This is a genomic window from Streptomyces sp. NEAU-sy36 (assembly GCF_013423905.1).
Taxonomy (GTDB): domain Bacteria; phylum Actinomycetota; class Actinomycetes; order Streptomycetales; family Streptomycetaceae; genus Streptomyces; species Streptomyces misionensis.
Map to the genome: position 1 here is coordinate 2,869,981 of NZ_CP058977.1, position 21,191 is coordinate 2,891,171.

The following is a 21,191-nucleotide window of genomic DNA, read 5'->3' on the forward strand; positions in this document are numbered from 1 at the left end:
TGGTCATCCCTCGTCATCGAGTCGGCCGGACGGAAGTGGTGCGGTGGGCGCCGCGGGCGCGGGGGGTTCGTCGTGCAGACGGGCGAGCAGCAGCAGGGCGCCGAGGACCAGGACGCCGCCGCACACCACGAACACCGCGGGCACGCTCAGCGCGGCGGCGAGCAGGCCGCCCAGGGTGGCGCCGACGGGCATGCTGCCCCACGAGCACAGCCGGGACACGCTCATCACCCGGCCCTGGAGGTCCTCCGGGGTGAGCCGCTGGCGCAGGGACATCACGGGGATGTTCCAGCCCATCATGAAGACGCCGTTGACGGCGAGGGCGAGCGCGGTCAGTTCGGGCCGGCGGACCAGGCCGAGGATCACGTAGGCGGCCCCGGAGCCGGCCAGGGACCAGCGGGCCAGCCGTACGGTGGGCAGCCGGTCGGCGGCGCGGGGTGCCAGCCAGCTGCCGGCGACGGCGCCGACCGACCCCGCGGCGAGCAGCAGCCCGTAGCCGGTCTCACCCAGCCGCAGGGTGCGCTCGCTCAGCAGCACCAGCATCGAGAACGTCGCGGAGAACACCAGGCCGTACAGGGCGCTCGCGGCGAGCGTGCGGCGCAGGGTGCGGTGCCCGAGGACGAAACGCAGGCCCTGTCGGATGTCGCGCAGCACGCCGTCACGCGCGCCGGGCGGTGCCGGTGCCGGCCGGTTGCCGGCGAGCGGGGCGAGGCCCAGGAGCAGCAGCGCGGCCAGGGCGTACAGGGAGCCGCCGGTGGCGAGGGCGGCCGCGGCGGTCAGCCCGGCGAGCAGGCCCGCGACGGGCGGTCCCACCATCTCGTTGAGCACGATCTGGGCCGCCGACAGCCGCCCGTTGGCGCGTTCCAGGTGCCGCGCCTCGACCAGCCGCGGCAGCATCGCGGGCGCCGCGGTGTCGGCGAGGGTCTCGGCGACGCCGAGGAGGAACGCCAGCGCGTACAGCAGCGGCAGCGGACGGTCGGTGGCGAGCACCAGGGCCGCGCCGAGCAGGGCCGCGCCGCGGACCACGTTGCTGACGAGGACGATGCGCCGCCGGTCCACGCGGTCGGCGAGTACCCCGGCCGGGAGGGCGAACAGCAGCCACGGCAGCATGTTGACGGTGGTCAGCCCGGCCACCGCCGCGGGGTCCGGGTGATGGGCGACGACCAGCAGCGGCAGCAGCGTACGGGTGATGCCGTCGCCCGCGTTGGAGGCGGCCGTGGACGCCCACAGCCAGCGGAACGGACGGCCCAGGTCCGCGCTCGCGCGGTGCGGGGCGAGGGGCCGGGTGGTGCTAGCCAACAACCCTCCCCTCGGCCCAGGTCCGCAGACCCAGGAGGCGCTCGCCGAGTTCCGTCAGCGCCGCCGGGCCGTACAGATCGGCCTCGGCCTTGCGGATGCCGCCCTCGGGCGGATGCGGCGGGACGCGGTCGCGCCAGAACCGCACCCGGGCCTGTCGCAGGTCGGCGTGGTCCTCCCAGGCGGGCGCCATGGTCAGGTACTGGGCCATGCGCACCCGGCCGGCGGAGACGTTGGGGTGCACGCCGTGCGGCAGCAGGCTGTTGAAGATGATGAGGTCGCCGGGCGCGACCTCCGGGGTGGTGATCGTGTATCCGGTGATGTCCGGGGTGAACGGGTCGCGGTCGGCGGGCTGGCCGCTCACCCACTTCTCCCACTCCGCGAAGATCTCCGGCACGCACTGGAAGCCGCCGATCTCCTCGTCGCCGTGGGTCAGCGAGAGCACCGCCTGGCAGCTCACGGGCAGCGGGTCGGTGGAGGTGTCCACGTCCCAGTGGATGAACCCGTCGAAGGCGCGCGGCCCCCGGTTGGGGGGATTGACGTTGGCGAAGTCGATGGTGACCCACAGGTCGGCGCGGTCCCAGATGTCGGCGAAGGCCTCGTACACCCGCGGGGTCTGCCGCGCGTCCCACTGCGCCTGGTGGTTGTACATCTCGACCAGTCCGCTGTGGCCCGGCAGCCGGTCGTTGCCGGTGTGCGGGGAGGTCCAGGTGGCGGGGTCGTCGAGGCGCATGTCGAGGAAGGAGCACAGGCCCTCGGCGAGGGCGGCGACGGTGTCCGGCGCCACCGCCTGACGCACGATCACATAGCCGTTGGTCGTCCAGTGGTCCCAGTCGGCGGGGGACAGGACGCGTAGGGGCCGGGTCTTCCGGATGTCTCGGAGTTGGGTGGCTGCCACGGACACTCTCCAGGGTGCGGTGCGGGTGCGGGGGTCACTCGGCGATCAGGCGGCGTTCGGGCAGCGCCACGGCGTCCAGCTCGGTCTCGGTGAGCAACTCCAGGGCCTCGTCGACGTGGTTGAGGATGGGGCGGCCGCCGCCGTTGGCGCTGGTGTTGATGAGCACGGGCAGCCCGGTCCGGGCGGCGACGGCGTGGCACAGCCGGTGCAGCAGGGGCTGGGTGTCGGGCCGTACGGTCTGCAGGCGTGCCGTGCCGTCGATGTGCCGTGCCTCGGCGAGCAGTTCGGCGCGGTCGGGCCGTACCCGTACGGCGAACAGCATGGTCTCCGCGTGGTCCAGCGGGCCGGTGAAGTACTGGTCGGCGACCTCCTCCGGGCAGATCGGGGCCACCGGCCGGAACCACTCCCGCTGTTTGATGGTCTCGGAGACGTACCTGCGGGCGCCGGGCCAGTGGGCGGAGACCAGCAGGGAGCGGTGGCCGAGGGCCCGCGGGCCGGTCTCCAGACCGCCCTCCAGCCAGGCCACGCAGCGCCGTTCGGCCAGCAGGTCGGCGAGGTCCTCCACGAACTCCTCGTCGTCGGCCGCGCCGCGCACGGACAGCCCGAGGCCGCGCACGCGGGCCACGAGGTCGTCGGCCGGGGGAGCGGCGCCCTGGTCGAGCGCGTCCAGGCCGCCGAGCGACGGCCCGGCGTAGGCCAGCGACGTCCAGCCCGAGCGGCCGATCAGGGCGGGCCGGTCGGCCGGGTCGGCGACGGCGAGCGCCGCGCCGAGCGCGATCCCGGAGTCGTCGCAGCAGGTCGGCACGGACACCCGGGTGAACTGGCCGCACTCGGCGAGCCGGCTGTTGGCGGTGATGTTGAGCGCGCAGCCGCCCGCGTAGCAGAGCGTGGCGTAGCTGGGGAAGCGCCGGCTGAGGCCGGTGACCAGCCGGGTGAGGTCCTGCTCCACGGCGGCCTGGAGGGTCGCCGCCAGGTCCCGGCAGACACGGTCGTCCGGCGAGGTGCCGATCAGGGTGGTGGCGCCGTCGGCGGTGCGGATCTCGTCGGGGAAGACCGAGCCGAAGGAGTGCACGACGTCGTCGTCGCTGGAGTCGGCCAGGCCCGCGTCCAGGTAGCCGCCGCTGTCCGGGTCGTACTCCCACCAGCTGTCGGCGTAGCGCAACGCGGTGCCGGTCAGCAGGTCCTCGTCCAGCGGCTCGTACAGGTCGGGGGAGGCGCGCCGGGTGGACTGCGGCAGGAGCATGGCGCGCAGCACGGGCAGCAGGGCGGCGTCGGTCTCGCCGGTGGCCGTCAGCCCGAGCAGTTTGCCGGTGTCGAACTGGCTGCCGTGGATCCGCCGGGCGAGCGCCTCGTAGACCAGGCCGAAGCGGGGGCCGGTGCGGTTGGTGAAGGACAGCACGGGGGTGAGCTGGTCGCCGTCGCCGAGGCACACCATGCCGCACTCGGCGTAGTTGCCCGTGCCGTCCAGCGCCAGCACCAGCGCCTTGCGGGCGCCGGAGGTGTAGTAGGCGAGGGCGGCGTGGGCGTAGTGGTGGCGCACCGCGGTCAGGGTGATGTCGCCGAAGCCCTTGGCGAGGGGCCAGTCGAGGGGTTTGAGCACGCGGGTCACGGCGTCCGCGAGGCCGGTGCCTCCGGTGGCCGTCCAGCGGGCGTCCTCGCCGACGAGTTCGACCAGCGCCGGGGGCAGCACCTGGCAGCGGGGGGTGTACCAGTCGGCCACCGCGATACGGGTGACCGGGCTCGCCGCCCGTGCGCGCAGTTCGGCCAGCCACTCGGCGGCGGCCCGCGGGAAGTCGCCGTTGCCGCCGCACACATGGCGCAGGCCCAGGCGGCGTTCGGCCTCGATGACGCGGTAGCCGCCGGCGTCGGTGAGCGCGGCGCCCGCGTCGTGGCCGAAGTGCATGCCGATCGTTGCCATGGAACCAGTCACCCTTCCTGGGCCCGGACCTGGGTCGCGGGGCCGGATCGTGGATCGGCGGCCCGCCGCGCGTGCGGGCGGGCCGTTGCGGGGAGGGCCGGGGCCCGGGTCAGGACAGGGTGGCGAGGCTCTGGGTGTGGTGGCGCTCCAGGAGGCCCTGGACCACCTCGCGCATATAGGCGCAGTAGCCGGGCGACATCACCTGGATCGAACCGTTCTCCTCCTCCAGCGCGCCGGCGGAGCCGCCCGAGCAGGTGCCCTGCAACTCGCAGCCCTGGCAGCCGGGGCCGTTGGTGTAGGCCCGCATGCCGTAGTCCTGGTAGGCGGGTGAGGTGAAGATGCCGCGCCAGTCGTCGATGGTGCCCAGCTTGCGGGCGGTGGCCTTGCAGGCGAAGACGCTGCCGTTCGGCTCGATGGACAGCTGGCGGCCCACCGCGGGGCAGGTCTTGTAGTCGGCCTGCTCGGCCCACTTGGCGTCGTCGATGATCATCTGGAAGGTCTGGTACCAGTAGCCGCTGAGCTGGACGCCGCGCTCGCGCCCGTAGTCGACGGCGGCCAGCAGCCGCTGTGCCACGTCGTGCGGGCTGTGCTGCTGGAAGAACTCCTTGGCCTGGAAGGAGACGATGACGTCCAGGGTGTCCAGACCGGCCTCGGCGACGAAGTCGATGAGCGGGGTGCCCCACTTGTCCCAGGTGTACTGGGAGAGCACGGAGGTGATGCTCACCGGGACGCCGGCGGCCTTCATGTCGAGGATCGCCTTGCGGACCACGGCCCAGGGGGTGCGCTGCTGCTGGCCGCCGCGGAACTCGCCGGTCTCCGGGACCAGGTAGTCGATGGAGACGGTGGTGTCGACGCGGTGTTCGGCGAGGGCGGCGAGCAGTTCGTCGTCGATCCGGGAGCCGTTGCTGGTCAGGTCGTAGGAGAGGGAGACCCCGTCGTAGCGGTCGCCGAAGGTGCGCAGGACGTGCAGGATGGTGCCCCTGGCCAGGGTGGGTTCGCCGCCGAAGAACGACACCGTCAGATGGCCGCCGCCGTTGGCCTTGCGCAGCGCGATGGCCTCCTTGACGGTCTTCTCGGCCACCTCCCGCGACATGTGCATCGAGGGGTTGCGGCCCTCGTCGGTGCCGTGGTTCCAGTCGCCCCGGGCGAGCGTCGGGCCCGAGTCCTGGCGGGCGGCGGGGCCGCCGTCCTCGCGCGAGCGGCGCAGCTCGACCAGGACCGGTCCGGGTTTGACCGACTCCCCCGAGGTGTTGCGCTCCTCGACGCCGCCGTCGAAGTTGTAGGCGAAACAGCCCTGACAGGAGAAGTTGCACGCGTTGGTGAGCACGAGCTGGATGGAGGAGTGGAACACGCCGCTGCCGAGGGCGCTTCGCCGGCTCTCCAGCAGGGAGTCGATCTCCGTGGCCTCGTCGTGCCCCGCCTCCACCAGGAACCGGGCCGCCACCAGGTCGCGCAGGGAGTCCTCGTCCACCCGCTCCCGCAGCCGGTCCCAGCTGACGCCCCCGGCGGCCTCTTTGAGGATCTCCACGATGTCCCGGTCGATCAAGCGCGCATTTCCGAAGAGTGAATGAAAGGCCATGGTTCGCTCGTCGTCCCCGTAGGAATCGAGCCGGCCGCCGAAAGACGTGAAATCCTGGTCGCCTGCGGTGCGAAGAGTGCGGACGTAGCGCGAGGACTGGTACATCGAATTCTGCATGGCTGAGCCTTCTCCCTGCGTCTCACGACTTCCGAGGGGTCGTGCGGTGTGCGGCACGGAGCCGTTGGGGGCGAACCGGCCGGGTCCGGGGCCCGGTTCGCGCGAGACCGGGGCCCGGCCCGTGGACCGGGGCCCCGGAAGACGTCAGCCGTCAGGCCGACGCACACTCTTTCCGCTGCTCAGCGGGGGCAGAGACGGGCTCGGCCTCCTTGCGGACCGGAGTGATGGTCGGGGCGTTGCCCTTGTCCGGCGAGACGAACGCGCAGGGTCGGGACGACGCGGTGATCGCGGGGCGGACTACCTTCTTGACTTCGGCCATGCGGCCTCCTCGGTAGGTGCGACACAACGCGTTCCAATGAAGCAGAAGAGGAGACCGCCAATAAGTCGTCATCCGGCCATGGTTGGAAAATAGCGTCTGTTGTGCGGGCGCACAGGTGTATTGATCTTCCGGTCTGTTGGATTTCGTTTCCTGTGCACGCCCCGCGCACACCAATACACCCACGCGTGCCAGCCGAATACATCGGATATCGCGTCAGCGGTGGTCCGGTTCCCGGACCCGACGGCGGACGGCCGCGGCGGCCGGCTCAGGCCAGCCGCCGGCCCAGGGCCGCGATCGCCCGCCGGACGGCGCCGCCCACACCCGGCGCGGCCAGCCGGCAGCCCAGCCGGAAGGCGGCCGTGCCGTCGAGCGCGAAGGTCAGCCGGACCCGGGTGCCGGTACCGGCCGGAGTCAGCCGCCACTCCTCCACCCAGGCACGGGCACCCGGCGCGTTGGTGACGTCGACGCGGTAGGCGTACACCCCGGGCTCCTCGGCCACCAGGACCGTCTCCCGGAAGCGGAGGCCGCCGCGCAGCCGCACCTCGCGCCCGCCCTCCGTCGACCGGGCGGCGGTCACGGCCGAGAACCACTGCGGCAGGCCGGCCACGTCCTCGGCGAGGGCCTGGTACACCGACTCCGGTGCGGCGGCGATGTCCCGGCCGAACACCAGCCGTACCGGCGCTCGGCCGACGAAGTCCGGTCCGACCGGACGCAGACGCTGGGGCATGACGAAGCCTCCTCGGTCGCGAACACCCGTGCGCAGGCGGGGAACCGCTCGTCTCAGGCGTGCGTGTGCCGTGCCGCGCAGCGTAGTTGCCGAAACGTCAGTTGTCGTCGGTGCCGTCGGTGTTCTCGGCGTCGTCGGCGCCGTCCTCCGGGCCCTCGTCGTCCACGCCCGCGTCCTCGGCGTCCTGCTCCCCGGCCACGATCAGCCGCCGCAGGTGCTCCGAGACCTCGGCGCGCGCCTCCTGCGGCAGGCCCGAGTCGGTCACCAGGGTGTCCACCTGCCCCAGCGTGGCGAACGAACTGAGGCCCACCGTGCCCCACTTGGTGTGGTCGGCGACGACCACCACCCGCCGCGCCGAGTGCACCAGACGGCGGTTGGTCTCGGCCTCCGCCAGGTTCGGCGTGGACAGTCCCGCCTCGACCGATATGCCGTGCACCCCGAGGAAGAGCAGATCGAAGTGGAGGGCGGCGATCGCCTGGTCGGCCACCGGCCCCACCAGCGAGTCCGAGGGGGTGCGCACTCCGCCGGTCAGCACCACCGTGGCCGCGCCCTGCCGCTGCCCGGACAGGCGCTGCGCCGCGTGGAAGACGTCCGCGACCCGCACCGAGTTCGTCACCACGGTCAGCTCGGGCACCTCCAGCAGGTGCTGCGCGAGCGCGTAGGTCGTCGTGCCGCCGGACAGGGCGATCGCGGTGCCGGGGCTGACCAGCCGGGCGGCGGCCCGCGCGATGTCCTCCTTGGCCGACAGCTCCAGACCCGACTTCGCCTCGAAGCCCGGCTCGTGCGTGCTCGCCTCGACCACCGGGACCGCGCCGCCGTGCACCTTCTCCAGCACGCCCTGCCGGGCCAGCGCGTCCAGGTCACGCCGTACGGTCATGTCCGACACGCCGAGCCTGCGGGTCAGCTCGTTGACCCGGGCGCCGCCACGGCGCCGGACCTCGTCCAGGATCAGGGCGCGGCGCTGCTCCGCGAGCAGGTGGTGATTCTCGCTCACGTACGCTCCGGTCCTTTCGCCGCCAGCCGTTCGACACGCCCGGCGCACCCGTCCTCGACCAGTGCTTTCGCCGGTCCGAGGGGTGCGCGGGCGTCCCATCTTTTCACGGGCGGGCGGCAGGTGCGCCACCGCCCGCCCGCCGCTCGCGGCGCCGTCGCCCGCACACGCCGTCGCACGGATCGGGGAGATTCGGTGACGAGGGGTGCGCGGCGCACAGGAACGGGACATCCTGGTCGGCGCACGGACACAGGCGTTCACGGCATCACGGGGGAACAGTGGAACGTGCTCAGGAACGGCCCGTCGGCCGGGAACCGGTCACGGACGGCCCCGGCCGCACGGCCGAGTCGGTGGCCGGTCTGGAACTGCTGGTGCACGGCGTCGGCGGCACCACACCGGAGAAGATGCTCGGCGACGCGCGCACCGTCCGGATCACCGGCGACGACACGGCCGCCGTCTTCCGCCGCGCCGAGGACGCGGCACCCGCCACCGGCCCGGACCGCGGGAGGCCCGCCGCGTCCCGCGACGAACCGGTGCAGGAGGCGTACGTCTGGTGCAACCTCACCTCCGGTGACTCCGGGCGCGCGCTGTGGCTGCTGTTGCTGCCGTTCATGGTGGTCAACCTCGCCCACTGGATGCGCCCCGCCGCCCCCGACCGGCCCCGCACCGTGCGGCTCTACGGCCTCCTGGTGAGGCTGACCGCGTTCACCCTCACCGTGCTGCTGGTCGCCGCCGCCTGCGAGGTGGCCCTCGACCTCGCCGCCTGGCAGTGCGCCGGCGTCCCCGCCTGTGCGAGCCGCCACTTCTGGCTGGCCTTCCTCACCCCCGACGCGGCCGAGGGGTCCGGGGTGCGGCGGTGGGCCGAGCTGCTCGGCGCCTCCGGCGGCTGGTGGGCCCAGCCGGGACGGCGCCTCGCGCTCGCCGTGCTGGTGCCGGGCGCGCTGGTCGGTCTGCTCTGGTACCTCGCGCACCGCACCTGGAGCGCGTACGAGTCCCACCGCCCCCTGATCCAGGTCCCGGAAGCGGAACCCGAGCCGGGCGGCAGCGCCCTGGCCCGGCCCGGCTTCTGGTACGGGCGCCGGCTGGTCGCCCGGCTGCGTGCCGCGCACACCGCGGCCGGCCTGCTCACGATCGCCGCCGCCCTCGTGACACCGGCGGCCCGCTTCGACCACCGGCCCGGCGGGCCCGCGGCGCTGGACGCCCTGAGCTGGGTGCTGACCGCGCTGCTCCTCGCGGCAGCGCTGGCGGCGGTGGCGGTGGTGTGCCGCCGGGGCCGCGACGAGGACCAGCTCGACCAGCGGCTCGACCGGCACCTGGTACGCCTCCTCCCCCTCGCCGCCCTGCTCCTCCTCGCGTTCACCGTCCTCTATGCCGGCTGGTCCCGCCCCGAGTGGCGGTCGGCGGGACGGTTACCGGGCGACGCGGCGTTCGGCGCCCTGATGCTGGCACAGGTGGTGCTGGTGGTGGCCCTGGGGACGGTGGCGCGCGGGCTGTACCGCAGGACGGCCGACGGCCGCCGCCACCTCGGCCCCAAAGACCCGCGCCGCCCCGACGCCGCCCGCACCTGCATGCGCGGCCTGGGCGGTCCCGCCACCGCGCTGCTCGCCTGCGCGCTGGGCGGGGTGATGTCCGGCGGGGTCGCCCAGCGGGTGGCCGACTGGCTGGACGGCGACGGGGGCTCGCTCGCGGGCCCGCCGGTGTTGCTGACCTGGCAGGCGTCGGTGATCCCACCGGTCATCCTGGTGCTGCTGGCGCTCGCCGGGCGGCTCCTCGCCGGCGCCGGGCGCACGGCCCGCGCCGAGCGGGCCCGGGTGAGCCGGGAGTACGCCGGCGAGCCCGAGGACCCGGCGCGCACCCGGGCCATCGCCCACACCCGGGCCATGGCGGCCCTCACCGATCGCGCACCGCTCGTCCTCGGGGTGCTGGCCGTCACCACCCTGGTCCTGGGCGGTGGCGCGCTGGCCGGCGCCCTGCTCACCGGGCAGAGCCCGGACGGCGCGGCCCGCAGCACCGCCGACGCCGTACAGGTCGCCGCAGCGGTCTGCCAGGGCGTGGGCTCCTGGCTGGTCGGGCTCGGCTTCCTGCTGTTCGTCACCTGGGGCCGGCGCGCCTACAAGGACGCCGGGGCGCGGCGCACCGTCGGCATCCTGTGGGACGTCGGCACCTTCTGGCCGCGCGCCGCGCACCCCTTCGCCCCGCCGTGCTACGCCGAGCGCGCGGTGCCCGATCTGACGTGGCGGATGGCGACCTGGACCCGGGCCACCGGGGGCCGGCTGGTGCTGTCCGGGCACTCGCAGGGCACCGTGCTCGCCGCCGCGGCGGCCTGGCAGCTGTCCCCTGCCACCCGTGGACGGATCGCGCTGCTGACGTACGGGTCGCCGCTGGAACGCCTGTACGGCCGCTGGTTCCCGGCCCACTTCGGGCCCGATGCGCTCGCCGGGCTGCACCGCGACATCGCCTGCTGGAGCAATCTGTACCGCCGTACCGACCCCATCGGCGGCCCGGTGCGGCTCGCCGACGACGGCCGCCCGCCCGTGGACCACGAACCGCTGCGGGACCCCCTCGCCTACGGCCGCACGCCCGAGCACCCGCTGCCGGGCCCGATCCTCGGCCACTCCGACTACCAGGCCGACCCGGTCTTCGCCCGCGTCCGGGCCGAGCTGCTGGCCCGTCTGTCCCCGGACCTGCCCGCCCCCCGCCCGGAACCGGGGTCCCGGTCCGACGACCGCGGCGGTCAGGGAAGTTCCGGCAGGTCCTCGGGGTAGAGCAGGGTCAGGTCGTCCGTGCTGGGGTCCGGCAGCTGCGCCACCCGGCCCGCGTGGCGCTCGACCATGGCCTCGAAGGTCTGACGGGCGGTGCGGCCGTTGCCGAAGGCGGGGCCCTTCGGCAGGTCCGCGAAGTACTTCAGCAGGGCCTCGGCCGTGTCGGCGCCCAGGCGGTACTCGTGCTCGTCGGCCTGCTGCTCCACGATCCGCAGCAGTTCCTCCGGACCGTAGTCGCCGAAGGTGATGGTGCGGGAGAAACGGGAGGCCACACCGGGGTTGACGGACAGGAAGTGCTCCATCTCCGCCGTGTAGCCCGCGACGATCACCACCACCGCGTCCCGCTGGTCCTCCATCAGCTTCACCAGCGTGTCGATGGCCTCCTTGCCGAAGTCGCGCCCGGCGTCCTGCGGTGACAGCGCGTACGCCTCGTCGATGAACAGCACACCGCCGCGCGCCCGTTCGAAAGCCTCCTGGGTGCGGATCGCGGTCGAGCCGATGTGCTCGCCGACCAGGTCCACCCGGGACACCTCGACCAGATGGCCCTTCTCCAGCACACCGAGGGAGGCGAGGATCTCGCCGTAGAGCCGGGCGACGGTCGTCTTGCCGGTGCCGGGGGAGCCCGTGAAGACCAGGTGCCGCTTGACGGAGGCCGCCTTGAGGCCCGCCCGCTGCCGGCGCCGGCCCACCTCGATCATGTCGGTCAGCGCCCGCACCTCGCGCTTGACGCTCTCCAGGCCGACCAGCGCGTCGAGTTCACCGAGCACGTCCTTGGACGTCCGCGAGGGCCGCTGCGGCTCCGGCTCCGGCGCGGGGGCGGGTGCCTCCGGCTCCGTACTGCGCTGCCCGGGGATCGAACCGAGCAGTCCGGGCGAGGACGGCACCGTCTGCACGGCGGTCTCCCGCGCCGCGGGGGGCCGCAGGCCGCCGCTCTCGTCGCTGGTGCAGTCCTCCACGACCGGACCCGACCCGGACCCGGCGTCCGGGCCGCCGTCCGCGAACTCGTAACCGCCGCGCGCGCACCGTTCGGTGCGGCACCGGCGCAGGGTGGTGCGGCAGCCGTCGATCACATGGAAGCCGTACCCGCCGCTGCCGCTGACCCGGCAGTTCAGGAAGCTGCCCCGGCCGCCCGCGGAGACGTAGAAGCCGGCCTCGGCGGGGGAGTCGACGGTACAGCGCTCGATGGTCGGATCGGCGCCCTTGGTGACGATCACACCGGTCTGGGTGCCGTCCACGGTGCAGTTGTTCAGGGTGCCGCCGCTGCCGTGGTCCCGGAACCAGGCTCCGGTCGCCGCCTCGCGGATCCGGCAGTCGTCCAGCTGCGCGGTCGCCCCGTCGCTCACCGACACCGCCGTGTTGCGCACCTGCGACAGATCGCTGTCCACCACGTCCGCGCGCGAGCCGCGGTCCAGCACGAACAGCGCGTCCGGCACGTCGTGCACCCGGCAGGAGTCGAGCACCGCGGTGGCGCCGTCGCTCACCCACACCGCCGGGTAGTCGCCGGTGCTGTCGAAGATCTCGCACTGGTTGGCGTCCACCCGGGTCCCCGGGTCCCACACCGACAGCCCGTTGCGGCCGAACCGGCGGACCGTGGTCCGGGTCAGCGTGAGCACCGAGCGCGAGCGCAGGTCGACCGCGTTCTCCGGGATGTCGTGGATGCGGCAGTCGGCCAGGGTGAGCACCGCGTCCGTGTCCAGCGTGACGCCGTCGGCGGTGGTGCGGTGCACATCGCAGTCGGTCAGGTGCGCGGTGGCCCGCTGGGTGACCTGCACCCCGGAGCCACGCACCTCGTAGATCTCACAACCCACCGCCTCCAGCGCGGAGTTCTCGCCGGTCACGGTGAACCCGGTGCCCGAGGCGTGGTGCACCCGGCAGCGGTCCAGGCGCGGATGGCCGCCGCCGTGGACCGCCACGCCGGCCTGTCCGGCGGCGACGACCTCGCACTCCTCGAACACCCCGCTGCCGCCGTCGAGTACGGCGATGCCGATGCCGGCCGGGTTGTCCACGGTGCAGCGGCGCACGGTCGGCCGGGCCGCGCCGCGCACCTCGATCCCGGTGGCGGAGCGGGTGACGATCCGCATGTCCGTCAGCTCGGGTGTGCCCTCCTCGACCAGCAGCGCGGGCGCGGCCGAGTCCTGGCCCTCCACATGCAGGTCGTGCACCACCGCCGAGGCCCGCACGGTCAGCGGCACCCCGTCCACCGGCGCGATCCGCACCGAGCCGGGCGAGCCCTCCGGCCCGCGCAGGGTCACCGCGCGCTGCACGACGAGGTTCTCCCGGTAGGTGCCGGGGGCGATGGTGAGGACGTCACCGTCGGCGGCGGCCTCCAGGGCGGCGGCGAGCGAAGCGTACTCACCCGTGCGGCGCCGCCACCGCGACGTACCGGTGTGCGTCACCTGGACCGTGCCCTGTGCCATGGCGTTGCTGTGCCCCCACCTCGTCGTACTGATGGCCGACGCCCCGTGGGGGCGGCGGTGCCGGGACCGCGAGCGCGCTCGGCCCGGGGGCCTGCCCGTTCGTGCTCCCGCGTCCCTGCGCGCCCCTGCGGTGTGCCCGCCCGCGGGTTGTCGCCGAAAGCGCTTCGGCCGGTCCACCGTAGCGTGTGCGCCCGGGGTGGTTGACCACAGCCGGCGGCCGGTCAGCTGCCGGTGCCCGCCTTGCCCCAGTCCGGGCCCACCCGGTCCCAGTCCTGGTCCCAGCGTGCGTACCGACGGCGCACCATGCGCCAGACGGCGATCTGCCGGACGGTCTCCACCAGGGCCGCGGTCAGCAGCGCCGCGCCGAATCCGGCCAGGACGGCGTGTGTCGTCGCCGTGGCCGAGTCCAGCGGGCGGGTCGTTATTCGGCCGTGCCGGTCCGTCCACAGTCCGAAGTGGTCCCCGGGGTGCGGGGACTTGAGTTCCGCGAGGGCCGCGCCGTGGTGCGGTGTGCCGTCCGGCGCGGTCCAGTCGGCGACGACGCGGGTGCGGGTCTCGCGCGCGCCGGAGGTCTCCGGGTCGGTCTCCAGCGGGGAGTCGCGCAACTCGCGCACCACGGTGGCCGTGACGAGGCGGCGGGCGTGCTGCTGTTCCCGCGCGGCCCGGTGCAGCGCGCCCTCGGCGGCGGTGCCGACCAGGGCGCCGGTCACCGGCGCCACCACGGCGATCAGCACCAGCGCCACGAGCGCCACCCAGGCCTCGGCCAGATCGGTCGCGCGGCACAGCGGATTGCGCCTCCAGCGCCACAGACCGGTGACCGCCCGCATCGTCCCACCCCCATGTCCGCCGCGGCCGGTCGGGGCCGTGGCGTCTCATGCCTTTCTCATGTCACCTCAACGACGGGCACGGGCCGGAGGGTTCCCGGATCGGCGAACCGGTTTCGGACACCTCGCCGCACCGGACGCGCCCCGTGCCCCGCGGCTCGCCGACCGCCGGCTACCGGCCCGACCGCCGTTCCAGCACGCGCACCGGGTCGCCGGTGCGTATGGTGCCGCCGGAGACGGGCACGAGGTACTGGCCGAAGACCAGGCTGCTCCCGAACTTGCGGTGGCGGGCCAGCGTCCGCAGCGGCTCCCGGCCGCGCTCGGTGGTGTCCTGGTCGGTGGTGGTCACCACACAGCGTCCGCAGGTCCGCGCGACGCGGAAGACCACCTCGCCGACCGAGACGCGGGCCCAGTCGTCCTCGGCCCACGCCTCGGTCCCGGCCACCACGACGCTGGGCCGGAAGCGGTTCATCGGCAGCGGCCCCTCGTGGGCGTGACTCCCCTCGGCTATCAGGGAGTTGAGGGCGTCCAGGGAGGCCGTCGTGGCGACGAGCAGCGGATAGCCGTCGGCGAAACCGACCGTCTCGCCCGGTAGCGCGTACTCCGGGTCGATCGGGCGGCGGGTGGCCGGGTCGTCCAGGTGGACCAGGCGTACGTCCTCGTCGAGATAGGCGCTGCTCCAGGCGTGCGCCTCGGGGGCGGCCGGCACCGCCTCCACCTTCGTCCCGAATACGCTCACCGGCACGGTGGCCACCGGCTCCGGCACCTCGACCGTCAGCGGCTCCCGCCCGGGCGCGGACAGACGCACACCGCCGCCGGCCAGTGGCTCGGCGGCGGCGAGTGCGAGGCGCGGCTGCTCCCGCTGGGTGACGACCTTCCCCTCGGCGTCGACCAGTGTCCAGCGCCGGTCTCCGGCCAGGCCCCAGGGCTCCACCACGGCGGACGCGGGCGCGAGGCCCTGGAAGGCTTTGACCGGGTAGAGGTGGATCGACTGCACTTCGGCGATATCCATGTCGCCATCGTGCCAGGTGTCACCGACAGCGGGTGGTGCCTGTCAGTAACCGCGCTGCTGCGGGTGGTTGTACGGGTCCTGGTAGGGAGCCTGCACGGGTCGTGGCGCGGCCGGACGCATGGCCTCGTAGCCGGTGCCCGGTGCCATCGGGCGCTGCTGCGGGGCCTGCGGGCCGGGATAGCCGCGCGGGGCACTCGCCTGCTGCGGGATGTACGCCGTGGGCGCCTGCTGCATGGGCATGGGGGCCTGCTGCTGCGGGTAGCCGTAGGCCGGCGCCTGGGGCTGCGGGGAGGGTGCCGCCGGGAGGGCGGGCAGGGCCGACGGCAGGGCGGGCAGGCCGGCGCCGGTGTCGTAGGCGGCGGGGACCCGGATCGGGGCGATCTGCGGGGTTCCCCGCTCGGCCACCAGTGAGTCGTAGATGGGAGTGTCCCGGAAGGAGGCGGAGTAATAGCCGCCACCATAAGTGGAGCGGGGGGAGGTCATGGCACATAAGTTAAGCCCACGATGTGCTGGTTGGGGAGACCGATAAGAGGGTTGTTTTCCGTGTCGGTGGTGACCGGCGACCCTCAATTCGGGCGAACTGGCTGAAAAGGTGTAGCGATCAACGTATGGATCGTGTAAGTGCCGGACTTTTCGGCGGGGTTACCGGCGGTTGACCGGCGATCTTCCGGTGTCTTCCCCCGCCCCGCCCCTGTGAGTCCGGCATGGCCGGGAACGGGCTGGGCAGGAAGGGATGATCCGGACGTCCGCGGACAGCGCGGGCCGCAGGCGAGGGGGTCCCCATGTCCATGCCGAAGGGATCGAACACACCGGTTCCGGCCACCGCGCTGCGCGTCGAACTCGGCCGGCGCCACGGGCCCGGAGTACCCGGCGCCCGCGCCTCGGCGCTGCTGCTCGCCGCGGGACGGGTGCGCTCCGCCGCCGACCTCGTCCACCGCGACCGGCCCGCGCACCCCTCCGGCGCGGTGCGCCACGAGGGGGAGCGGACGCGGGGCCCGCTCGCCGTGGACACCCTGTCCGTCGACCTCCCGCGCGTCGAGAGCGCGATCGAACGGATCGTCTTCGCCGTGTCGGCCGACGGCGGCACGCTCGGACAGGTCCCCGACCTGTACATCGAGGTGAGCGACCCCGCGACCGGCCGGGTCGCCGCCCGCTTCGACAACGTGGGCGCGAGCGTGGAGACCGCCCTGCTGCTCGGCGAGTTCTACCGCCGCCAGGGCGGCTGGAAGTTCCGCGCCGTCGGGCAGGGGTACGACAACGGCCCGGACGGCCTGGCCGCGGCCTTCGGCATCACCGCGGAACGGTCCCCCGCGGCCCGCCCCGCGCCCCCGTCCCGCCCCTCCAGGGTCACCCTCACCAAGAGCGCGCCCTCCGTCTCGCTCGCCAAGCAGGGCGGCACCTGCGGCGTCATGCGAGTGAACCTCAACTGGCAGGCGCGGCAGGGCTTTCCGGGGTGGGGAACGCGCCGGGGCGGCGGGCCGGGCGGCCTCGACCTCGACCTGTGCGCCCTGTACGAACTCGCGGACGGCCGCAAGGGCGTCGTGCAGGCGCTCGGCAACGCCTTCGGCTCGCTGCACCGGCCGCCGTACATCCACCTCGACGGCGACGACCGCACCGGAGCCGCCGAGAGCGGCGAGAACCTCACCCTCAACCTCGACCACCGGCGCGAACTGAGGCGCGTCCTGGTCTTCGTCACCATCTACGAGGGCGCGACCTCCTTCGCCGGGCTGCACGCCACCGTCACCCTCCGGCCGCAGCACGGCGCCCCCGTCGACTTCGCCCTGGACGAGTGCACCGCCCCGTCCACGGTCTGCGCCCTCGCCCTGCTCACCAACGACGGCGGCGACCTCGTCGTGCGGCGCGAGGCCCGCTACCTCGTGCCCGAGCGCGGGGTGAGCCCGCAGCGGACCGTGGACCGCGCCTACGGCTGGGGCATGAACTGGACGCCCGGCCGCAAGTGAGACCGGTTCAGCCCTCGTCCGGCACGGCACCGGGCCGGGTGTACGTACGGCCCTTCCAGGCGGCCCCGCGCCCCCGGTAGTGCTGCACCGCCGAGTCCACCGTCATCAGCAGGTACAGGAACGCGGTGTACGGCAGCAGCGGGGCGAGCCACAGGGGCTGCCGGTAGTAGCGCAGCATCGGCGCGTACGTGCCCGCCATCACCGCCCACGCCAGCGCACCGGCGACCGCCGTCGCCGCGCCGCCGGCCGCCGCGCCCCAGACGACCGCCACCGGCGGCACCAGGTACACCAGCGCCAGACCGGCCACCGTACCGAGCAACACCAATGGATTGTGCCGCAGTTGGGCGTAGGCGCTGCGCGAGACCATCCGCCACAGGTCGTGCAGCCGCGGATAGGGCCGCACGCTGTCCACCCGGTCGGCGAGGCCCAGCCAGACCCGCCCGCCCGCGCCCTTCACCGCGCGGGCGAGGGAGACGTCGTCGATGACCGCGTGCCGGATGGCGTCCGGGATCCGGGCCCGCTCCGCCATGGCGGTCCGCAGCAGCACACAGCCGCCCGCCGCGGCCGCCGTGCGCGAACCCTCACGGCCGATCCACCGGAAGGGATACAGCTGCGCGAAGAAGTAGACGAACGCCGGCACCACCAGCCGCTCCCACCGGCTCTCCACCCGCAGTCGCGCCATCTGCGACACCACGTCGAAGCCGCCGGTGCCGGCCGCCGCCACCAGCTCGCGCAGGCTGTCCGGGGCGTGCGCGATGTCGGCATCCGTCAGCAGCAGGTACTCGGGTTCGCGGGCCCGCGCCAGCGTGATGCCGTGCCGCACCGCCCACAGCTTGCCGGTCCAGCCCGCGGGGGGCTCGCCCGGCGACGTCACCGTCAGCGGCAGCCCGCCGTGCCGCCCGGCCAGCTCGCGGGCCAGCTCCCCGGTGCCGTCCGTGCTGCCGTCGTCCACCAGGAAGACCTCCGCCCGCCCCGGATAGTCCTGCGCCAGCAGCGACGGCAGGCTCGCGGGCAGTACGCCCGCCTCGTCCCGGGCCGGTACGACCACACAGACGGAGGGCCACGACACGGGCTCCCGGCGCGCCGGAAGCCGCACGTCCGTGCGCCAGAAGAACCCCTGGCCCAGCAGCAGCCAGCACCAGGCGGCCAGCGAGACGACGGTGATCCACAGGAAGGCACTCACGGCCGCAGTCTGCCCCACCCGAGCCGTTCACATGAACGGATCGTCTATCGTGGCCGGGTGAAGATCGCGCTCATGGACTCCGGAATCGGCTTGCTCGCGGCCACCGCCGCGGTACGGCGCCTGCGGCCCGACGCGGATCTCGTCCTCTCCCTGGACCCCGACGGCATGCCCTGGGGCCCGCGCACCCCCGAGGACCTCACCCGGCGCGCGCTGGACGTCGCCGAGGCCGCCGCGGCCCGCCGTCCCGACGCGCTGATCGTCGGCTGCAACACGGCCAGCGTGCACGCGCTGCCCGCGCTGCGCGCCCGGCTGGAGCCCGGCATCCCGGTGATCGGCACCGTGCCGGCGATCAAGCCGGCCGCGGCCGGCGGCGGGCCCTTCGCGATCTGGGCGACCCCCGCCACCACCGGCAGCGCCTACCAGCGCGGACTGATCGAGGACTTCGCCGCCGGGGTGCCGGTGACCGAGGTGCCGTGCTGGGGACTCGCCGAGGCGATCGAACACGCGGACGAGGCGGCGATCGAGGCGGCCGTGACCGCGGCGGCCGCGCTGACCCCCGACGACGTGACGACCGTCGTCCTGGGCTGCACCCACTACGAACTGGTGGCCGAACGCATCCGCGCCGCCGTCCAGCGCCCCGGCGCCGCCCCGCTGGTCCTGCACGGGTCCGCCGGCGCGGTGGCCGCCCAGGCGCTGCGCCGCCTCGGCGAACAGCCGGCCACCGGCGCCCCCGCCGACGGCGGCCTGACGGTGCTGCTCAGCGGCCGCGAGGGCGAGCTGCCGGCGGCCGCGCTGCACTACGCCGAGGGCCGGCTGCTGCCGGCGGTGGGACGGTACGCCGACCGCCGGTGAGCCGGTGACCCGGCCGCGAGGCGGACCGCCGCATGGCGCAGTCACGCTCCGGGACCCGGTACCCACGCGGCGAAACCTGAGTAACCTCATAACCATGAGGGACCAGCCCCACGCCGAGGACACCCCCACCCCCGAAGTCTGGACCGGACGCGCCACCAACCGCGTGCAGTGGCTGCTCGCACTGGTCGGAGCGGCCTGTCTGGCCCTGGGGATCAAGCTGGCAGTGGACTCCGCCTGGACATCCTCCGTGCCCGCGCTCGCCATGTCCGTGGTGGGCTGCATCGCCGCCGGTCTGCTCGTCCTCTTCGGCACGCTCGCCTTCGTCCACGTGGACCTCAGACTGGACCGCGAGTGCGTCGAGGTGCGCTGCGGCCACATCGGGCTGCCGCGCCGGCGCATCCCCCTCTCCCATGTCGCGGGCGCCGACTTCACCGCCGTGGTCACCCCCCGCCAGTGGGGCGGCTGGGGCTACCGGTGGCGTCCCGAGAAGGGCACCGCGGTCGTCGTGCGCCGGGGCGAGGGCATCGTGCTGAACCTGTGGGACGGGCACACCTTCACCATCACCGTGGACAACGCGGAGTCCGCCGTGCGGATCATCAGGGCCCGGCTGCGCTCGATCACGCCGGGCACCGCGGCCTGACGACCCGCTGCGGGCGTCCGGCCCCCGGACCGTGGCTGTCAACGCCGAGGTCAGCCGCCGTACACTCACCCGGGTGACCGTCACCGCTGCTTCCGTGGACCAGCCGGACCGGCTCCGCCCGTCCTCCGCGCCCGGCGCCCTGCGACGCCGGCTGCCGGGTCTGGTCCCGGCCGTCGTCTCCGCGCTCTGCGGACTGCTCCTCTACGCGAGCTTCCCGCCGCGTCCGCTGTGGTGGCTGGCCCTGCCCGCGTTCGCCGGGTTCGGGTGGGTCCTGCGCGGCCGTGGCTGGAAGGCGGCCCTGGGCCTCGGCTACCTCTTCGGCCTCGGCTTCCTGCTGCCCCTGCTGGTGTGGACCGGCGTGGAGGTCGGCCCCGGCCCCTGGCTGGCCCTGGTCGCCGTCGAGGCGGTCTTCGTCGCGCTGGTCGGCGTGGGCGTCGCCGCCGTCGCCGAGCTGCCGGCCTGGCCGGTGTGGGCGGCGGCGGTGTGGATCGCGGGCGAGGCCGTACGGGCACGCGTGCCCTTCCGGGGCTTCCCCTGGGGCAAGGTCGCGTTCGGGCAGGCGGACGGCGTCTTCCTGCCGCTGGCCGCGGTCGGCGGCACGCCCGTGCTGGGCTTCGCGGTCGTCCTGTGCGGGTTCGGGCTCTGCGAGGTGGTCCGCCTCCTCGTGAACCGGCGCCGGTCCCGGACCGTGCGGCGGGCCACGGCCGCGGCGGCGCTGCTGAGCGTGGCCGTACCGGTGGCGGGCGCGGTCGCCGCGCGCGCCCTGGTGAGCGACAAGGCCGAGGACGGCACCCGCACGGTCGCCGTGATCCAGGGGAACGTGCCGCGCTCCGGGCTGGAGTTCAGCGCCCAGCGCCGGGCGGTGCTCGACCACCATGTGCGCGAGACCCTCAAGCTCGCCGCCGACGTCAAAGCGGGCAAGGTCCCCAGGCCCGACCTCGTGCTGTGGCCGGAGAACTCCTCCGACATCGACCCCTACGCCAACCCGGACGCCGCCGCCGTCATCGGCGAGGCGGTCGACGCGATCGGGGTGCCCATCTCCGTCGGCGCCGTCGTCGAGAAGAACGGCAGGCTGCTCAACGAGCAGATCCTCTGGGACCCCGCCAAGGGCCCGACGCAGACGTACGACAAGCGCCAGATCCAGCCGTTCGGCGAGTACCTGCCGCTGCGCGGGCTCGTCGGGGCCGTCAACAAGGACTGGACCGGCATGGTCCGCCAGGACTTCAGCCGGGGCGCGAAGCCCGGCGTGTTCGACATGGACGGCGCCAAGGTCGGCCTCGCCACCTGCTACGAGGCCGCCTTCGACTGGGCCGTGCGGGACACCGTGACACACGGCGCCGAGATGATCTCCGTGCCCAGCAACAACGCGACCTTCGACCGCAGCGAGATGACCTACCAGCAGCTCGCCATGTCCCGCATCCGCGCCGTCGAGCACAGCCGCACCGTGACCGTGCCGGTGACCAGCGGGGTCAGCGCGGTCATCATGCCGGACGGGAAGATCACCCGGAAGACCGGCATGTTCGTGCCCGCCTACCTGGAGCAGAAGGTGCCGCTGCGCACCTCCACCACGCCCGCCACCGAGCTGGGCATCCTGCCGGAAATGGCACTCGTGGCGGTCGCCGTGGGCGGGCTCGGCCTGGCCGCGGGCAGCCGGCTGCGGGCGCGGCGCGCGGGCGGGGCGGCCGGTTAGGGTCGCTC

17 protein-coding genes are annotated in these 21,191 nt (G+C 74.1%); 5 read left to right on the top strand and 12 right to left on the bottom strand.

Features of this window, described 5'->3' with window-relative positions; genetic code table 11:
* Positions 1 to 3: 3 nt before the first annotated feature.
* The 7 genes from HZZ00_RS13230 to HZZ00_RS13260 form a co-directional block, all read right to left on the bottom strand.
* The gene (locus HZZ00_RS13230; protein ID WP_257585774.1) at positions 4 to 1,296 is read right to left on the bottom strand and encodes an MFS transporter; all 1,293 of its coding nucleotides are present in this window, start codon (positions 1,294 to 1,296) and stop codon (positions 4 to 6) included.
* Positions 1,289 to 2,191, bottom strand: a complete 903-nt coding sequence (locus HZZ00_RS13235; RefSeq protein ID WP_180332362.1) for a phytanoyl-CoA dioxygenase family protein — start codon at positions 2,189 to 2,191, stop codon at positions 1,289 to 1,291. The genes HZZ00_RS13230 and HZZ00_RS13235 overlap by 8 nt, the downstream gene beginning before the upstream one ends.
* Positions 2,192 to 2,225: 34 nt before the next feature.
* Positions 2,226 to 4,109 carry a carbamoyltransferase C-terminal domain-containing protein gene (locus tag HZZ00_RS13240; protein WP_257585775.1) on the bottom strand — a complete coding sequence of 628 codons (1,884 nt, stop codon included), beginning with the start codon at positions 4,107 to 4,109 and terminating at the stop codon, positions 2,226 to 2,228.
* A 109-nt stretch (positions 4,110 to 4,218) separates the two neighbouring features.
* Entirely contained in the window at positions 4,219 to 5,805 is a 1,587-nt protein-coding gene (locus HZZ00_RS13245) for a radical SAM/SPASM domain-containing protein (RefSeq protein ID WP_180332363.1), read from the bottom strand.
* 151 nt (positions 5,806 to 5,956) lie between these two features.
* Positions 5,957 to 6,124, bottom strand: a complete 168-nt coding sequence (locus tag HZZ00_RS13250) for a hypothetical protein (protein WP_180332364.1) — start codon at positions 6,122 to 6,124, stop codon at positions 5,957 to 5,959.
* Positions 6,125 to 6,389: 265 nt separating this feature from the next.
* Positions 6,390 to 6,851, bottom strand: a complete 462-nt coding sequence (locus tag HZZ00_RS13255; RefSeq protein WP_180332365.1) for an SRPBCC family protein — start codon at positions 6,849 to 6,851, stop codon at positions 6,390 to 6,392.
* A gap of 97 nt (positions 6,852 to 6,948) precedes the next feature.
* Positions 6,949 to 7,845, bottom strand: a complete 897-nt coding sequence (locus tag HZZ00_RS13260) for a DeoR/GlpR family DNA-binding transcription regulator (protein WP_180332366.1) — start codon at positions 7,843 to 7,845, stop codon at positions 6,949 to 6,951.
* A 275-nt stretch (positions 7,846 to 8,120) separates the two neighbouring features.
* Here HZZ00_RS13260 and HZZ00_RS13265 point away from each other — a divergent pair, with 275 nt between their 5' ends.
* On the top strand, positions 8,121 to 10,607 hold the full coding sequence (locus HZZ00_RS13265; protein WP_374028524.1) for a hypothetical protein: 2,487 nt from the start codon (positions 8,121 to 8,123) through the stop codon (positions 10,605 to 10,607).
* On the opposite strand, the gene HZZ00_RS13270 is transcribed toward HZZ00_RS13265, so the two are convergent.
* From HZZ00_RS13270 to HZZ00_RS13285, 4 genes are all read right to left on the bottom strand, one after another.
* Complete coding sequence (locus HZZ00_RS13270) at positions 10,577 to 13,021, bottom strand: right-handed parallel beta-helix repeat-containing protein (protein ID WP_180332367.1); 2,445 nt, start codon at positions 13,019 to 13,021, stop codon at positions 10,577 to 10,579. The two genes, HZZ00_RS13265 and HZZ00_RS13270, sit on opposite strands and share 31 nt — an antisense overlap.
* Positions 13,022 to 13,242: 221 nt before the next feature.
* Positions 13,243 to 13,848 (bottom strand): hypothetical protein, encoded by a 606-nt coding sequence (locus tag HZZ00_RS13275; protein WP_180332368.1) that lies wholly within the window; start codon positions 13,846 to 13,848, stop codon positions 13,243 to 13,245.
* A 169-nt stretch (positions 13,849 to 14,017) separates the two neighbouring features.
* Entirely contained in the window at positions 14,018 to 14,857 is an 840-nt protein-coding gene (locus HZZ00_RS13280) for an MOSC domain-containing protein (protein WP_180332369.1), read from the bottom strand.
* A gap of 42 nt (positions 14,858 to 14,899) precedes the next feature.
* A complete protein-coding gene (locus tag HZZ00_RS13285; protein WP_180332370.1) occupies positions 14,900 to 15,340 on the bottom strand; it encodes a DUF6643 family protein in 441 nt (146 codons plus the stop codon).
* A gap of 305 nt (positions 15,341 to 15,645) precedes the next feature.
* Here HZZ00_RS13285 and HZZ00_RS13290 point away from each other — a divergent pair, with 305 nt between their 5' ends.
* Positions 15,646 to 16,818 carry a TerD family protein gene (locus HZZ00_RS13290; RefSeq protein WP_180333493.1) on the top strand — a complete coding sequence of 391 codons (1,173 nt, stop codon included), beginning with the start codon at positions 15,646 to 15,648 and terminating at the stop codon, positions 16,816 to 16,818.
* A gap of 7 nt (positions 16,819 to 16,825) precedes the next feature.
* Here the strand turns inward: HZZ00_RS13290 and HZZ00_RS13295 are convergent, their stop codons facing one another.
* Entirely contained in the window at positions 16,826 to 18,019 is a 1,194-nt protein-coding gene (locus HZZ00_RS13295; RefSeq protein ID WP_180332371.1) for a glycosyltransferase, read from the bottom strand.
* 39 nt (positions 18,020 to 18,058) lie between these two features.
* On the opposite strand from HZZ00_RS13295, the gene HZZ00_RS13300 reads away from it, so the two are divergent.
* From HZZ00_RS13300 to lnt, 3 genes are all read left to right on the top strand, one after another.
* Positions 18,059 to 18,853, top strand: coding sequence for a glutamate racemase (locus HZZ00_RS13300; RefSeq protein ID WP_374028525.1), 795 nt, complete (start codon positions 18,059 to 18,061; stop codon positions 18,851 to 18,853).
* 94 nt (positions 18,854 to 18,947) lie between these two features.
* A complete protein-coding gene (locus HZZ00_RS13305; RefSeq protein ID WP_070026539.1) occupies positions 18,948 to 19,493 on the top strand; it encodes a hypothetical protein in 546 nt (181 codons plus the stop codon).
* A 73-nt stretch (positions 19,494 to 19,566) separates the two neighbouring features.
* Entirely contained in the window at positions 19,567 to 21,183 is a 1,617-nt protein-coding gene (lnt, locus tag HZZ00_RS13310; RefSeq protein ID WP_180332372.1) for an apolipoprotein N-acyltransferase, read from the top strand.
* The last annotated feature ends 8 nt before the right edge of the window (positions 21,184 to 21,191 follow it).

Excerpts from the sequence above, each read along its gene's own strand:
- HZZ00_RS13240 (WP_257585775.1), bottom strand. The coding sequence starts at position 4,109 with ATGGCAACGATCGGCATGCACTTCGGCCACGACGCGGGCGCCGCGCTC.
- HZZ00_RS13245 (WP_180332363.1), bottom strand. The coding sequence starts at position 5,805 with ATGCAGAATTCGATGTACCAGTCCTCGCGCTACGTCCGCACTCTTCGC.
- HZZ00_RS13250 (WP_180332364.1), bottom strand. The coding sequence starts at position 6,124 with ATGGCCGAAGTCAAGAAGGTAGTCCGCCCCGCGATCACCGCGTCGTCC.
- HZZ00_RS13255 (WP_180332365.1), bottom strand. The coding sequence starts at position 6,851 with ATGCCCCAGCGTCTGCGTCCGGTCGGACCGGACTTCGTCGGCCGAGCG.
- HZZ00_RS13270 (WP_180332367.1), bottom strand. The coding sequence starts at position 13,021 with ATGGCACAGGGCACGGTCCAGGTGACGCACACCGGTACGTCGCGGTGG.
- HZZ00_RS13275 (WP_180332368.1), bottom strand. The coding sequence starts at position 13,848 with ATGCGGGCGGTCACCGGTCTGTGGCGCTGGAGGCGCAATCCGCTGTGC.
- HZZ00_RS13280 (WP_180332369.1), bottom strand. The coding sequence starts at position 14,857 with ATGGATATCGCCGAAGTGCAGTCGATCCACCTCTACCCGGTCAAAGCC.
- HZZ00_RS13285 (WP_180332370.1), bottom strand. The coding sequence starts at position 15,340 with ATGACCTCCCCCCGCTCCACTTATGGTGGCGGCTATTACTCCGCCTCC.
- HZZ00_RS13290 (WP_180333493.1), top strand. The coding sequence starts at position 15,646 with ATGCCGAAGGGATCGAACACACCGGTTCCGGCCACCGCGCTGCGCGTC.
- HZZ00_RS13305 (WP_070026539.1), top strand. The coding sequence starts at position 18,948 with ATGAGGGACCAGCCCCACGCCGAGGACACCCCCACCCCCGAAGTCTGG.